Origin of the sequence: Actinoplanes sp. NPDC020271 (genome assembly GCF_044388125.1) — a bacterium.
Taxonomy (GTDB): domain Bacteria; phylum Actinomycetota; class Actinomycetes; order Mycobacteriales; family Micromonosporaceae; genus Actinoplanes.
Window position 1 is genome coordinate 18,026 of the sequence record NZ_JBIRWQ010000040.1, and the last position, 13,900, is coordinate 31,925.

The 13,900-nt window shown below is 73.0% G+C and carries 14 protein-coding genes; 9 read left to right on the forward strand and 5 right to left on the reverse strand.

Annotation, left to right across the window (positions count from 1 at the left end):
• Positions 1 to 8 precede the first annotated feature (8 nt).
• On the forward strand, positions 9 to 620 hold the full coding sequence (locus ACH442_RS44250) for a pyridoxamine 5'-phosphate oxidase family protein (protein WP_396344183.1): 612 nt from the start codon (positions 9 to 11) through the stop codon (positions 618 to 620).
• A 698-nt stretch (positions 621 to 1,318) separates the two neighbouring features.
• Here the strand turns inward: ACH442_RS44250 and ACH442_RS44255 are convergent.
• Positions 1,319 to 2,722, reverse strand: coding sequence for a sensor histidine kinase (locus ACH442_RS44255; RefSeq protein WP_396344184.1), 1,404 nt, complete (start codon positions 2,720 to 2,722; stop codon positions 1,319 to 1,321).
• Positions 2,723 to 2,856: 134 nt separating this feature from the next.
• Between ACH442_RS44255 and ACH442_RS44260 the strand changes: the two genes are divergently transcribed.
• Positions 2,857 to 3,531 (forward strand): response regulator transcription factor, encoded by a 675-nt coding sequence (locus tag ACH442_RS44260; RefSeq protein ID WP_396344185.1) that lies wholly within the window; start codon positions 2,857 to 2,859, stop codon positions 3,529 to 3,531.
• A gap of 105 nt (positions 3,532 to 3,636) precedes the next feature.
• Here ACH442_RS44260 and ACH442_RS44265 read toward each other — a convergent pair whose 3' ends face one another.
• A complete protein-coding gene (locus ACH442_RS44265; RefSeq protein WP_396344186.1) occupies positions 3,637 to 4,737 on the reverse strand; it encodes an alpha/beta hydrolase in 1,101 nt (366 codons plus the stop codon).
• On the reverse strand, positions 4,712 to 5,620 hold the full coding sequence (locus ACH442_RS44270) for a hypothetical protein (protein WP_396344187.1): 909 nt from the start codon (positions 5,618 to 5,620) through the stop codon (positions 4,712 to 4,714). Before ACH442_RS44270 ends, ACH442_RS44265 begins: the two co-directional genes overlap by 26 nt.
• Positions 5,621 to 5,705: 85 nt before the next feature.
• Here ACH442_RS44270 and ACH442_RS44275 point away from each other — a divergent pair, with 85 nt between their 5' ends.
• The 3 genes from ACH442_RS44275 (at position 5,706) to ACH442_RS44285 (ending at position 8,777) form a co-directional block, all read left to right on the forward strand.
• Positions 5,706 to 7,424 (forward strand): phosphatidylglycerol lysyltransferase domain-containing protein, encoded by a 1,719-nt coding sequence (locus tag ACH442_RS44275; protein ID WP_396344188.1) that lies wholly within the window; start codon positions 5,706 to 5,708, stop codon positions 7,422 to 7,424.
• A gap of 2 nt (positions 7,425 to 7,426) precedes the next feature.
• The gene (locus tag ACH442_RS44280) at positions 7,427 to 8,140 is read left to right on the forward strand and encodes an SGNH/GDSL hydrolase family protein (RefSeq protein WP_396344234.1); all 714 of its coding nucleotides are present in this window, start codon (positions 7,427 to 7,429) and stop codon (positions 8,138 to 8,140) included.
• Positions 8,141 to 8,264: 124 nt separating this feature from the next.
• Entirely contained in the window at positions 8,265 to 8,777 is a 513-nt protein-coding gene (locus ACH442_RS44285) for a hypothetical protein (RefSeq protein WP_396344189.1), read from the forward strand.
• Positions 8,778 to 8,816: 39 nt separating this feature from the next.
• Here the strand turns inward: ACH442_RS44285 and ACH442_RS44290 are convergent, their stop codons facing one another.
• Both ACH442_RS44290 and ACH442_RS44295 read right to left on the reverse strand, forming a co-directional pair.
• Complete coding sequence (locus tag ACH442_RS44290) at positions 8,817 to 10,154, reverse strand: aromatic acid exporter family protein (protein WP_396344190.1); 1,338 nt, start codon at positions 10,152 to 10,154, stop codon at positions 8,817 to 8,819.
• Between the two features lie 111 nt (positions 10,155 to 10,265).
• Positions 10,266 to 11,147 (reverse strand): SDR family oxidoreductase, encoded by an 882-nt coding sequence (locus tag ACH442_RS44295; RefSeq protein WP_396344191.1) that lies wholly within the window; start codon positions 11,145 to 11,147, stop codon positions 10,266 to 10,268.
• Between the two features lie 85 nt (positions 11,148 to 11,232).
• Between ACH442_RS44295 and ACH442_RS44300 the strand changes: the two genes are divergently transcribed.
• The 4 genes from ACH442_RS44300 (at position 11,233) to ACH442_RS44315 (ending at position 13,880) form a co-directional block, all read left to right on the forward strand.
• Positions 11,233 to 11,805: a TetR/AcrR family transcriptional regulator gene (locus ACH442_RS44300; protein WP_396344192.1), complete on the forward strand. Its 573-nt coding sequence runs from the start codon at positions 11,233 to 11,235 to the stop codon at positions 11,803 to 11,805.
• A 152-nt stretch (positions 11,806 to 11,957) separates the two neighbouring features.
• Entirely contained in the window at positions 11,958 to 12,275 is a 318-nt protein-coding gene (locus tag ACH442_RS44305; RefSeq protein WP_396344194.1) for a hypothetical protein, read from the forward strand.
• 271 nt (positions 12,276 to 12,546) lie between these two features.
• Positions 12,547 to 12,903, forward strand: a complete 357-nt coding sequence (locus tag ACH442_RS44310) for a GntR family transcriptional regulator (protein WP_396344195.1) — start codon at positions 12,547 to 12,549, stop codon at positions 12,901 to 12,903.
• Positions 12,900 to 13,880: a hypothetical protein gene (locus tag ACH442_RS44315; protein WP_396344196.1), complete on the forward strand. Its 981-nt coding sequence runs from the start codon at positions 12,900 to 12,902 to the stop codon at positions 13,878 to 13,880. Before ACH442_RS44310 ends, ACH442_RS44315 begins: the two co-directional genes overlap by 4 nt.
• Positions 13,881 to 13,900: the final 20 nt, after the last annotated feature.

Sequence of the window (13,900 nt, forward strand, 5' to 3'; positions counted from 1 at the left end):
ATCGTCGGATGGGGAAAGTTTACGAAGGCATCGACGACCGGCTGCGCGACTTCATCCTGGCCCAGCCGGTTTTCTTCGTCGCCACCGCGCCGAGCGGTGCCGGTGGGCACGTCAGCCTCTCGCCCAAGGGCGGCACCGGCACCCTCGCCGTGCTCGGCCGCCATCGCGTCGCCTACCTGGACTACACCGGCAGCGGTGCGGAGACCATCGCCCACCTTCGCGACAACGGCCGCATCACGCTCATGGCGTGCGCGTTCCGAGGACCACCGAAAATCCTTCGGTTGTACGGCTGTGGCCGCCCCGTGCTGCCCGGTGACGCCGGTTTCGCGGAGTTGCTGGCCTCGTTTCCCGGCGACCCGGGCCGCGGCCTGCGGGCGATCATCGACGTCGAGGTCGAGCGGGTCAGTGACGCCTGCGGCTACCAGGTCCCGCTGATGGAGTACGCCGGCGATCGTGACCTGCTGGTCCGCTGGACCGACCGCAAGAGCGACGAGGAACTCGCCGAGTACCGGCGCACCCGCAACGACCGCAGCATCGACGGACTGCCCGCGGTGCCGGAAACGTTCGTCCAACCTGATGTTCCTCAGGGTGGGGACGTGCTGGACGGGACTGCGGGGTGACGGCCGACCGGAGTCCGGGGTGGACAGGGCGCGCGACGTTCCCGGCGGCCCGGGTGCCCGAACCGGCCGCCGAGCAAGCAGAGTGACGAAGGCTTCTACCGGTTGCCTCGCCGGTCTCGGTGTTCGCCATCGGCGGGCGAGGCGACGAAGCCTTCTGCCCGTTGCCGTTTGATGCCGGAACTCGCCGCCGGCCGAGCGGCGTGACGAGAAGCCGGTGCAGGTGCCGGTGCCGTCGGCGGGGCCGAAGCATGCGTGACAAAGGCCCTCATCGGCTGATCGCGCGATGGGGCCGTTGTCATTCACGTCCGGGCACGGGGATCGCTGCCTCACGAACCCGGGCGGTGCTGTACTCAACGACTTTCCCCGGTGGCGCGGAATCCAATCACGAATGACAGGAGTGAATCGGTGCCGGGCCGTCGCGGCGGCCCCGGAAACGCTCATCCGTGCTGGTGGGAAGTCTCTGCCGGCGCGGTCCCGAAGTCCGGGGTGGTCGGTAGGACGTTCGCTGCGGAACGGGGGGACAGTTTCGCCGGGCGGCTCGGCACGACGGCGGCGGAGCGCGGCGGGCGGCGTGGCGGGACGGGACAGGCGGGCGGCTGGGCACGACGGCGGCGGAGCGCGGCGGGCGGCGTGGCAGGACGGGACAGGACAGGCGGGCGGCTCGGCGGGATGGCGGCGCCGCGGGGTCATGCGATCAGTCAGTCAGGGGGCGTCGTCGGGACCGGGGCGTGACGGTCCGGGCCGGCGGTGCCGGGGCGGCCGACCGGGAGGCGGATGCTGACGACCGCGCCGCCCAGTGGCGGGCCGTTGCGGATGTCGATGGTGCCGTCGTGGCCGGTGACGATGGCTCGGACGATGGACAGGCCGAGGCCGGCTCCGCCGGTGGCGGAGCGGGCGGCGTCGCCGCGGACGAAACGTTCGAACGCCGAGTCGAGCAGGGCCGGGGGGAAGCCCGGACCGTCGTCGGCCCACTGCAGCCGCACGTGGGCACGGTCGGCGGTGACGGTCACCCGGGCCGTGGTGGCGCCGGCTGCCGCGCTGTTCGCGGCGAGGTTGCCGATCACCTGACGCAGGCGGTCGGTGTCGGCCTCGACGGGCGCCGGATCGCCGTACGTCTCGATCGTCAGGCTTTTGACCTTGGAAAGGACTGCGGCCTCGGAGTGGGCCAGGTCGGTCAGGTCGACCGGGGTGCGCAGGACGACGAGCGTGCCGGCGCGTTCGCGCGCGAGCAGCAGCAGGTCCTCGGCGAGCCGGCCGAGGCGGATCACCTGGCCCTGCGCGGCGATCAGGGATTCGCGGACCTCGGCCGGGTCGTCGACCGCGGCGAGCGCCAGGTCGATCTCGCCGCGCAGGACCGCGATGGGGGTGCGCAGCTCGTGGCTGGCGTCGTCGACGAACGCGCGTTCCCGCTCGAAGGCCACCGACAGCCGGGCCAGCATGCCGCTGAGCGTCGCGGCGAGCCGGGCGAACTCGTCGTCGCCGGGCACCTGCGGCAACTGCCGGTCGGAGTCGAGGCTGGAGATCGCCGCGGCCTGCCGGGTCAGCTCGCCGACCGGGCGCAGCGCGGCGCGCAGCAGCTGCCAGCCGAGCGCCGCGAGCGCGATGATCAGCACCGGGGTGGCGACCGCGAGGACGATCAGCTGACGGGCGCCGGCCCGATCGATGGCGGACAGCGGCAGGGCCACGGTGAGCACCTGGCCGGTGCTGCCGACGGGCCGGGACAGCAGCCGCAGCGGCATCGGGCTGCCCGTGTCGCGTGGCGGGAGCGTGCCGTCGCCGAAGGTGCTGCCGCGCACGGCGTGGACCTGGCCGGGGGTGAGCAGGAGCTGGCCGCGGATCGCCGCGGCGGTCACGATCGGGACGCCGTCGGCGCCGTAGAGCTGGGCCATCGGATCGCCGTGCACGGCGCCCAGGTCGTGCGTGCGCACGGCGGCCACCAGGTCGTCGCTGCGCGCGGCCAGATCCTGGTCCACGGCCTCGGCCAGTTCGTGGTCGAGCACCACGTAGAGCAGCGACAACGCCAGCAGCAGCACCACCGAGGTGCCGACGCCGAAGACCAGCGCCAGCCGGGCGCGCAGCGACGTCGGGATCAGCCTGCGCACGTCACCTCCCTGGTCTCACGGTCGTCTCATCATGCCCGGCGCACGATGGCGGGATGACCGCGAGTGATCGTGACCTGGCCCGCATCGGTGGTCCGGCGCGGGCCGAGGGCTTCGCTCGACCCTATGCTGGCGTCGTGAGGGTGCTGGTGGTCGAGGACGATCCCGCGATGGCCGCCATGGTCGGCCGTGGCCTGCGCCGGGCGGGGTATGCGGTGGATACCGTCGCGACCGGCGCCGACGCGGTCTGGACGATCGTCGAGACCGATTTCGACGTCGTCGTCCTGGACGCGATGATTCCCGCGCCGGACGGGTTCGAGGTGTGCCGGCAGGTCCGGGAGAAGGACCGCTGGGTGCCGGTGCTGATGCTCACCGCCCGTGACGGTGTCCATGACAAGGTGCGTGGTCTCGACGCCGGTGCCGACGACTACCTGACCAAGCCGTTCGCCTTCGAGGAACTGCTCGCCCGGGTGCGGGCCCTCGCCCGCCGCGAGCCCGCGCAGCGGCCGCCGGTGCTGCGCGTCGGGGACCTGACGCTCGATCCGGCGAGCCGCACGGTGCAGCGCGGGACCACGCCGATCGCGCTGTCGGCGAAAGAGTTCGCGCTGCTCCAGGAACTGATGCGCCGAGCCGGCGAGACCCTCACGCGGACCTACCTGATCGAGCACGTCTGGGATTTCGCGTACGACGGTGGGTCGAACGTGGTCGACGTCTATGTGCGTTACCTGCGGGACAAGGTGGACCGGCCGTTCGCGCGGGACACCATCCGCACCATCCGTGGTGCCGGGTACCGGCTCGATCCGGACGCCTGACGCCACCGCGCGGCGGAACGGTGCCGGTGACGCAGTGTCACGGTGGTCGGGGGTGCGGTGGTCGGCGGGCTCACGGCGTACGGGAAAGGTCACAAGCTTTGTCCCTCAGATGTGGGGCGCGATGGCCAGCGACGCCGGTGACCGCGACTGATCGTCGGCCGGCGCGGGCGTGGACGACGTGACCGGCCGGCCCAGCTGGGTGGAGAGCCAGTCGAACGCGGGCGCCTCCATGGCCTGCCACGTCTGCACGTTGTGGCCGCCGCCGTCGATGTAGGAGGTGGTCACCGACAGTGGGGCGTGAGCGGCCTGCGCCAGCGCGTGCGTGTCGCGCAGCGGCTGGCCGTCCGCGCGGGCGGCGGCCAGGTAGAGCGCGACCGCCGGAACCGGCAGGTGCTTGAGCCGCCACAGGTCGTTGTACAGGGTCTTCTCGGTGCCGTTGCCGATGGCGATGCCCGGCTCGGCGTATCCGGACATGGCGGCGCCGGCCGTGTACTGGCCGGGGTGCCGCATCGCCAGGTCGATCGCGCAGTAACCGCCCGCGGAGTAGCCGATCAGCCCCCACCCGGCGTCGGTGCGCACCGGGAATCGCGCCCGGACGACCGCGGGGACGTCCTTGGTCAGGAACGTCTCGGTCTGCGGGCCGCCGGCCAGGTTCGTGCATTCGGTGTCGAGCAGCGGATCAGGCGTCTGGTACGGGAACAGCACGATGGTCGGCGCCATCCGGCCGGTTTTGATCTCCTGGTCGAGGACCTTGGCGACGTGCAGGCGGTTGAGCCAGCCGGTCGGTGAGCCGGGATAGCCGTGCAGCGCCTCGACGACCGGGTACCGGACGGTGCCGTCGTCCTGGTAGCCCGGCGGCAGGTACACGTAGACCGGCATGGTCAGATTGCTGGCCGGGCCGGCGACGGACAGGTTGAGGATCTGGCCCTTCGGGCTGTGCCGGACCGGTGCGGAAGCCGGCACCGCCACGTCGCCGTCCGGGCTTCCACCGGTCAGGCTCGACCAGGTGGGGTAGATCTCCACCTGCCGGTTCACCGCGAGCAGACCCGACGCGGCCGCGCTGAGCAGGCACAGCACCGCGGTCACGGTGCGGAGGGAGATTCTCTGCCAGCCGCGTCCGCGGTTCCAGACGGCGCTGAGGGCCACGGCGGAAAGCACCGCCACGACGACTGCCGTGATCTCAGTGCCCAGGCTGTCGAGGGACATTCTTTCCTCCGGTACGGGATCCGGCCGGTGCCGAGGCGGAGGCGCCCGGCACCGGATGGTGGTGATGCTTGTTCGGGGCGGCGGGCAGGAAGGTGACCGGCGGCGTCGACGCGGCCAGCGGCGGCGGCGTCTGCCGGCACGCCCAGAGCAGGGCGGCACCGAGATCGCCGGGGTGGAAGGCGACCGGCTGCGTGCCCGCGGAAGCCTTGCCCGCGACGGCGGTGTAGCGGCCCGGCGCGGCGGCGGCGACGCGGTGGGCCAGTGCGGCGTCGGCGGCCCCGGGAATCAGGGCCCACCGCTGCCCGGTCACCCGCAGGTCGTGCGTGAGCGCCGCCGGAAGCCCCAGGGCGAGGTCGTCCGGGCCGGTGGCCGCGGTGGTGCGGGCGAAGACGACAACCGCGCCACCGTCGGCCGAGGCGTTGCGGGCCGCCGCCGTCTCCACCGCCGGCGTCCACCCCGCACTGCCGTTGTCGACGACGACCAGGGCCGAGTAGCGCCACGCCGGATGCTCCAGATAGCCGTCCGGCACCACGACCGTCGGCGCCGCCGCCAGATGCCATCCGGTCCACCCGTCGGGCTCCCAGGTGAACGCCGGCCCGTGCGCGCGCAGCCATCCGTCGAGGCGGCCGGGGGTGAGCGCGTACGTCGTCCCGCTCGTCTGCGCCGATGACGACAGCGCCGCCCAGGTCGGATAGAAATCCTCCGACCGGTTGACGGCCAGTCCCACGGTGAGCAGCAACAACGTCTCGGTGAGCAGGACCCCGCCGGTACGCAGGACGACTCGCAGGCGCCCGCCGCGCCGCCAGCTCACGACGGTGGCGGCCGCGGTCAGTAGAGTGACCACGACCGCCACGACGATCAGCGGAATGCCGGTGAGGCTCATGCGACCAGAGTGCCGCGGCGACGATGAGAGATCGGTGAGAGTCTCTCTCATCTTCCTCTCACGGACGACGGCCTAGCCTGCGGTCATGACCGCAGCCTGGAAATCCCGGCCGCCGCTGTCCCGGGCGGCGATCGCCCGCCTGGTGCAACTGGCCGGCTTGTTGGACGTCGTGACCGCTGTCTTCCCTGAGCAGCGCGCGCGGATGGCGCGGCTGGAGGAGTTCATGCCGGTCGCCGGGATCCTCTCCGCGCACGCCGCCACCGCGGCCGCCGGGGTGCTGCTGGTCTACCTCGGCAACGGGTTGCGCCGCGGTAAGCGTCGCGCCTGGCAGCTCGCGGTCGCCCTGGCCGGCGCGGCGGTGCTGCTGCACGTCCTGAAGGGACTCGACTTCGACGCGGCGGCGGTTTCCACCGCACTGCTGGTGATGCTCGTCGTGGTCCGGCGCAGGTTTTCCGCGGTGCCCGACCCGCGTAGCCGCTGGCGGGCGGTGACCGCGTTCACCGGCTTCGCCGCCACCGGGTTCGTGCTCGGCCTGGCCGAGATCGCGATCCGCGCCGATCACCTGGTCGGAGCGCCCGGCGTGCTGCAGTGGGTGCAGCACGCCGCTCTCGGCCTGATCGGCGTGACCGGGCCGGTGCGGTTCGTGCGGCCGTGGGCGGCCGACACGGTCAGTCTCACCACCGGCACGTTCGGGCTGCTCGCCGTGATCGCGGCGGCGGTCCTGCTGTTGCAGACGGCCGAGCGCCGCCCGGTGCGGACCGAGGCCGACGACGACCGGCTTCGCGACCTTCTCCACCGGTACGGCGGCAACGACTCGCTGGGCTACTTCGCGTTGCGTGCCGACAAGGCGTTGCTGTGGGCGCCGTCCGGGAAGGCCGCCGTGGCGTACCGGGTGGTGCGCGGGGTCAGCCTCGCCTCCGGTGACCCGATCGGGGTGGAGGCGGCCTGGCCGGAGGCGATCGCGGCGTGGCTGGCCGACTGCACGGCGCACGGCTGGACGCCGGCGGTGCTGGGCTGCGGGCGCACCGGCGGGACCGCGTACCGGCGGCACGGTCTCGACGTCATCGAGCTCGGTGACGAGGCGGTGATCGAGGTCGGGGCGTTCACCCTGGACGGGCGGCCGATGCGCGGGGTGCGGCAGGCGGTGAACCGGATGCGCCGGGCCGGTTACACCTGCGAGGTGGTGCGGCAGAGAGAGTTGCCGCCGGACGAGCTGGCGGCGGTGCTCAGTGCCGCCGAGGTGTTCCGCAACGGCAACGTGGAGCGGGGTTTCTCGATGGCGCTGTCCCGGCTCGGCGACCCGCGTGACGGGGACTGCCTGCTGGTGCTGGCCCGCGACGGCGGCAAGCACCTTCGTGGGGTGCTGCAGTTCGTGCCGTGGGGCGCCGACGGGCTCTCGCTCGATCTGATGCGCGGCGACCGCAGCGCCGAGAACGGGCTGACCGAGCTGATGGTGGTCACCGCGATCGAGGCCGGACCGGCGCTCGGGGTGCGGCGGGTGTCGCTGAACTTCGCGGTGCTGCGGTCGGTCTTCGCCCGGGCCGAGGAGCTCGGGGCCGGGCCGGTGCTGCGGGTGTGGCACCGGCTGTTGCGGCTGCTCTCCGGGCTGTGGCAGATCGAGTCGCTGTACCGGGCGAACGCCAAGTATCTGCCGACGTGGCAGCCGCGCTACCTGTGCTTCCCGACCGCGCGGGACCTGCCGCGGATCGCCGTGGCCGCGCTCACCGCCGAGGCTTTCCTTCCGTCGGGGCGGGCGGCGGCACCGGTAGTGGCCACGGGGCCGGTCACGGTGGTGGCCGCTTGACCGTGACGGCCGGGCGGGTGGTCCGACTGGTGACCGTGATGTGCCTGAGCGCGGTGGCGACGTCGATGCCGTTCGCGTCGCCGGTGTCGCCGGTCCCGGTGGTGGTGGCCCTGGGCGATTCGGTTCCGGCCGGCACCGCCTGCGGTTGTGAGCCGTTTCCCCAGTTGTACGCGCGGATGTTGGCACCGGAGGCGCGGGCGGTGAACCTGGCGCAGCCCGGGTACACCGCTGTGGACGTACAGAATCAGGTTTCCGGCGGGGATTTGCGGGCCGATCTCGGTGCGGCTTCCGTGGTGATCGTGATGGTGGGCGCCAACGACATGGCGGAGGTCTTCGACGACGGCGGGGATTATCCGGCGGCTGCCGATCGGGTGCGGGCCGCGGTGACGGGGATCGTCACCGCGGTGCGGCGGGGGCGGCGTACGCCGGTGAAGGTCTTTGTCGTCGGGTACTGGAACGTGGTGAAGGACGGGGCGGCGGGCTTCGCGGCCTACGGGAGCGACGGGATGCGGTCGGCGGAAAGCGCCACCAGGTACGGCAACGAGGCGTTACGGGCGGCGGCGGAGCAGACCGGGGCCGTGTATGTGACGACCGAGGCGGCGTTCAAGGGGGCGGATCGGTCCGGGGACCCGACGGGGCTGCTCGCGGTCGATGGTGATCATCCGGATGCGGCCGGGCACGAGGCGATCGCGAAGGCGATCCACGCCGCTGAGTGACGGGTGGGACGGCGACTTCCTTCGATGGGTGGCGGAGCGCGGAAGGAAGCTGTGCCGGCCGCGGGCATGCTAGCTTCTATTTTCCTGTAGAAGTTGGAGCCGACCAGAGGGGCGGCGTGTCAGCGTGACCGCGACACTCGGCGACATCCTGCTCGTGTTCCTGGCGGACAGTCCCGGGAGCGCGTATGAGCTGCGGCAACGCCACGCGCAGACGTTCGGGGCGGACCGGGGCGTCGACGTGCTCCGGGTGGTGGCGTCGCTGACCCGGCAGGAGCGGCTCGGTCATGTCCGCGCCAGCGGGCGGCGTCGTGGGCCGCGGACCTACACGCTGACCGAGAACGGTCAGCGGCGGCAGCGGGCGTGGATGCTCGACGTGCCCGCCGACGCGAGCGGGCCGGACGTGCTCGACCGGGTTCTGCTCGCGATGGCCGCCACGGATCGGGTCACCTTCGACGCCGTCGTGGCGTCGTGCCTGGTCGCGCTGGAGTCGCAGCGGGCCCGGCCGGCATCGCGGCGGCGGGAGGTGGTGTCCGCGCCGGACGCACGGGCCGAGCTGGAGGCGATGATGGCGTCGTCGGCGATCAGATGGGTCCGGCACCTGGCCGGGCGGCGCCGGGAGCGCGACGCCGCCGCGTAGGACATCCGGTCGGTTGCCACCGGGGGTGGGCGGCGTTCGTCACCGGGCGGCTCTGGCCTTCTCCCACATCAGCCGGACGGCCGGCAGGACCTCGGACACGGCCGGGATGCCCGGGCCCGGCTCGCGGACGCCGACGGACAGGGCGGGCGCCGACCGTTCCAGGGTCCCCGCCATCCGGTCGATGTCGGTGATGATCGAACCGGTCAGCACCAGCACGCCGGTGTCGTCGATCTCGGTGCGGACGGTGCGCAGCGTCTGCCGGCGGACGTCGCGCAGGGTGGCGAGCAGTTCGTGCAGGGTGCCGGTCTCGGCGTCCGCACGCGGGTCGGCGACCAGGGCCGCGTGTGCCGTGAACGCTTCCGCCGCGGCGGTCAGCACCGGGCCGATCTGCTCCGGGACGGCGGCGGCGCGCGGGGTCGCGGTCGCGTCGAACATGGACCTCGCGACCGAGTTGACCTGCTGGACTCCGTGGTCGAGAGCGCGCCGGGTCTGCTGCAGCGGGGTCACCCGCCGTACCGGGGTTCGCAGTGACCAGCGGGCCTGCCGGAGCAGGTCGTCGACCGCGTCGGTCGCGTCGTCGAGGTCCTCGGCCAGTTCGCGGGAGCGGGCCAGCCACTGCGCGGCCTGCTCCCGGTCGTAGCCGTCGCGGACACCGGCGCCGAGCCGGTCGAGCAGACGGGCGATCCCGGTGGAGAGCCCGGCCAGTTCCCACCGGGCCCGCTGGACCGGGGTCATGCCCCCGACCAGCGGTGACAGGATGGCGCCGACGACGATGCCGAGCGCGGTCGCGGCGATCCGCTGCCAGACGACGGCCTCGGTGATCGGGCTGCCGGCGATCGCCTCCCCGGCCGCGCTGCCGGCGACCAGGATTCCCAGCGAGGTCGCCGGCACCGACACCGCACTGTCGCCCAGTCGCAGCAGCCGGCCGGCCGCCAGCCCGCACGCCGTGATGACCGCGATCGACCACGGGGTGAGACCGAACGCGCCCCAGACCACCACCGCGACGGCGATCCCGGCGAGCGTGCCGAGCAGGCGTTGTGCCCCTTCCCGGACCGAGGCGTGCGAGCTCATCTGCACCGACAGCGTCGCCGAGACCGCCGCGACCACCGGCCCGGCCAGGTGCAGCGTGCCCGCCGCGGACCAGGCGATCCCGGCGGCGGCCGCGGTCACCAGCGCGGAGCGGCCGGCCGCCGGGTCGATCCGGTCCCGGCCCGCCCGCGCCGCCCGTCGCAGCCGGCCCGGCAGATGCGGGCGCAGACGGACCCACGCGGCCCGGCCGGCGGCCTCGACGGCGGGCCGGACCGCCCGCGGCAACAGCGCGGCGACCAGGGCGCAGAGGGCGAGACTGACGATGACGACGGTGAACGAACGGGACAAGAAACAACAGCTTTCCTCGGTACGGGCATTACCCCCAGAAAGCTATGACGACGATCCGCCCGTTGCGACAATTAGGGCGAAATGTGACGATCGTCGCGCTCGAACGGTGGGTCAGGGCTGGAGGTTCTCCAGGTCGTCGAGCAGGCTCGGGTGCGCCGGCTTCCAGCCCAGCGTCGCCTGGGTGTGCGCGCTGGACGACGGCTGGTCGGTGGCGAAGATCGGGCCGAGCGGGCCGAACGTCTCCTCGGGCACCCGCTCGACCGGCAGCCCCAGCCGCCGGCCGATGACCGTGGCGATGTCGCGCACCGCGTCGCCCTCGTCGGCGACCGCGTGCCAGGCCGTGCCGGCCGGGGCCGACTCCAGCGCGATGCGGAACAGGACCGCCGCGTCCCGCGCGTGCACGGCCGGCCAGCGCTGGGTGCCGTCACCCGGGTAGCCGGCGACCCCGGACTGCCGCGCGGTCTGGGTCAGCAGCCCGGCGAACCCGCCGTTGCCGTTCTCGTGCACCGTGCGCGGCAGCCGGACGGAGCTGCTGCGCACGCCCTGCGAGGCCAGCGCCAGGATCGCGTCGACCGTGCGGCCGCGGCCACCGACCGGGCCGTCGGTCGGCAGCGGGTCGGACTCGGTGGAGACCGCGCCCGGCACCCACGGGGTCCCGGAAACCGTCACGAGCGGGTGGTCGCTGCCGATGAGCTGCCGGCCGAGCGCGGTCAGGGCCGCGGTTTCCTCGGCGACCGAGCGCGCGACCGCTTCCGGGCTGCTGAAGTCGTTGCCGAACGCCAGGTGGATCACGCCGTCGGCCTGGGCGGCGCCGGCGCGGACGACGTCCAGGTCGGCGAGGCTGCCGCGCAGGGCGGTGGCGCCGGCGGCCTCGGCTGCCGCCGTGGAGGCGTCGGAGCGGGTGAGCGCGAGGACGGTGTGGCCGTGGCCGAGCAGCTCGGCGACGACGGCGGTGCCGATCAGGCCGGTACCGCCGGTGATGAAGACGTGCATGGCACTCTCCCGAAGTGATGGGACTTAAGTCCCGTCACCGTAGCAGAGTGATGGGACAAAAGTCCCGTCGCCTATGATGGGCGTCATGGCTCGTTGGGAACCCGGCGCTCGTGAACGCCTCGTCGTCGCCGCGGTCGACCTCTTCACCGAACAGGGGTACGACGCGACGACCGTGGCCCAGATCGCCGAACGGGCCGGGGTCACCAAGAGCACGTTCTTCCGGCACTTCCCGGACAAGCGCGAACTGCTCGTCGCCGGGCAGGAGACGCTGAGCCGGCTCCTCGCCGAGGGGATCGCCGAGGCGCCCGCCGGGACCAGCCCGCTCGAAGCGGTGGCGGCCGGGCTGACCCGGGCGTCGGGGGCGATCGGGCCGATGAGCAAGGAGATCGCGCCGCGCCTGAAAGCCGCCGTCGCGGCCAGCGCGGAGCTGCGGGAACGGGACGCGCTGAAAAGCGTCAGCCTTGCCGCGGCGATGACGTCCGCCCTCGTGACCCGGGGCGTGCCGGACGCGATCGCGGCGCTCGCGGGGGAGCTGGGGCTGCTCGCGTTCAAGCGCGGCTACACCGCCTGGTCCGAAAGTGATCGGGAGGACGAGTTCGCGCCCTACGCGGTGGCCGCCCTCGGCGAACTGCGCGCCGCGACGGCCTTTCTCAGCTGACCTCCCGGCGCGCGTCGCGGTCCGGGCTGGTTCTCCGGGTCGTCGTGAGGCCCGAACAACGACCCGGAGAACCAGCCGGGACAGCGCGGACCGTCGGCGCGGGCCGTGCCGAGCACCCGGATGTGCTCCTCACCTGTGAGGCGCCGGCGAAGATGAGTGGCGAGCACGTCCGGCGCCTGACCCCGATCGTCGAACGCTACGGCGAGCAGCGGCACGGTTCCGGGGTCGACGAGCCGGACCGGCTGCATGCCGACGGGCTCGCCGAGGTTCGCACCGGGCCGGTCGGGCTGGTGCGTGACCTGCAGGATCTTCACGTGCTGGGGACGCTGGTGCAGACGACGTGGACGGTGGTGCGGCAGGCCACGCGGGGGCTACGGGACGCCGAGCCTATCAAGGTGAGCACGCACGCGTCCGGCCAGAACTCGCGCTTGAAGGCCGCCGCGCCACAGCCCCTGATCGTCCCGGCGTGAGGAGCGGCCGTGGGCACGGCGGCCGAGGTGGCCGGGCGAGGCGACGCAGGGGAACACATGAAGATCATTCCAGTGTCGATCGTCACGGACGGGTGTGACGGCAACTCCGTTGGGTAGTCTTCTGTGTACCGGCGGCGCGGGGCTGAGCTTGGCGGCCAGATGCCGTTGCCGCCGGCCCTCCTTCCCTGCCGAGGGTTCCGTGATGCGCGATCTCGGTGGCAGAGGTCTCCTCTACTTGTTCTAGTTGCAATAGAACAAGTAGAGTCGAAGCATGCTCTGGAGGATCGATCCGGCGAGCGACGAGCCGCTCTACGCGCAACTCGCCGCTCAGGTGCACCTCGCCGCCGCCCGTCGCGAGCTCCGGCCCGGCGACCGCCTCCCGGCCGCCCGGGAGCTCGCCGAGTCGCTCGACCTGAACGTGCACACCGTGCTCAAGGCCTACCAGCAGTTGCGCGACGAGGGCCTGATCGAGCTGCGCCGCGGCCGGGGTGCCGTCGTCACCGCTCGGGCCGACACCGACCTGTCGCCGGTGAAGGACGCCCTGACGGCACTGGTCGGCGCGGCTCGCGCGGCGAACATCTCCACCGAAACTCTGACCGTGCTTCTCAAGGAGGCGATGACGCAATGACGACCCACTCCTGGCGGGCACCCGCGCGGAAAGCGGCGCTGTGGTCCGCACTGGCGGCACTCGGGGCGGTGGCAGTGGTTTCCGTCATCGTCTGGACCTGGCGGGCCGACCTGCCGGATCCACTCGCTTCGCACTGGGGCGGGAACTCCTCCGTACCGGATGGGTTCATGTCCTTGAATTCCCTGATCGCCGGCTCCGCGCTGCTGGTGATCGTCTTCTGCGTGATGTTCAGCGCGCTCGGCTGGTTCTGGGGCGCGTCCGGGATCACCCGGCGGATGGTGGCGGCGTCCAATGTGTGGATCGGTGGCCTCGGGGCCGGCGTGCTGCTGTCCATCGCCGCATGCCAGCGCGGTCTGACGGACGCGCACCAGGCGACGCTGCCGGGCTGGACCGTCGCCGCCGTGATCGTCGTCCCGCTCGTGCCGGCCGCCGTCGCCGCCCGGATCGTGCCCGGCGACCCGCACGAGCCGGCCGGCGGCCCGGTGGCGGCGGACGCCCCGCGCCTGGGCCTGACCGGTGATGAACGTGCCGTGTGGTTCCGCCGCGCCGACGGCGGCCCCGGCCTGGTCGTGGGGGGCATCGCCATCGTCGTCACCGCGCTGGTCGCCGTGGCGGTGCGGCAGTGGGCGATGCTGGTCGTGCCGGTGCTGCTGGCGGTGGTGTTCGCGGCGATGTTCGCCTACACGGTGCGGGTCGACGCCACCGGGCTGACCGTGCGGTCGATCGTGGGCTGGCCCGGCACGCACGTGCCGGCAGACGAGGTGGAACGCGCGTCGGTCACCGAGGTCCACCCGATCCGCGAGTTCGGTGGGTGGGGCTGGCGGCTGGGTCGCGGCGGCCGGGTCGGGGTCGTGCTCCGCTCGGGTGCGGGGCTGCTGGTCGAGCGCAGCGGCGGACGGTCGCTGGTGGTGACGGTCGACGACGCCGCCACCGGGGCCGCGCTGCTGAACACCCTGGCCGACCGGACGCGACGGTAACCGATCAGCGGGCGAACGGG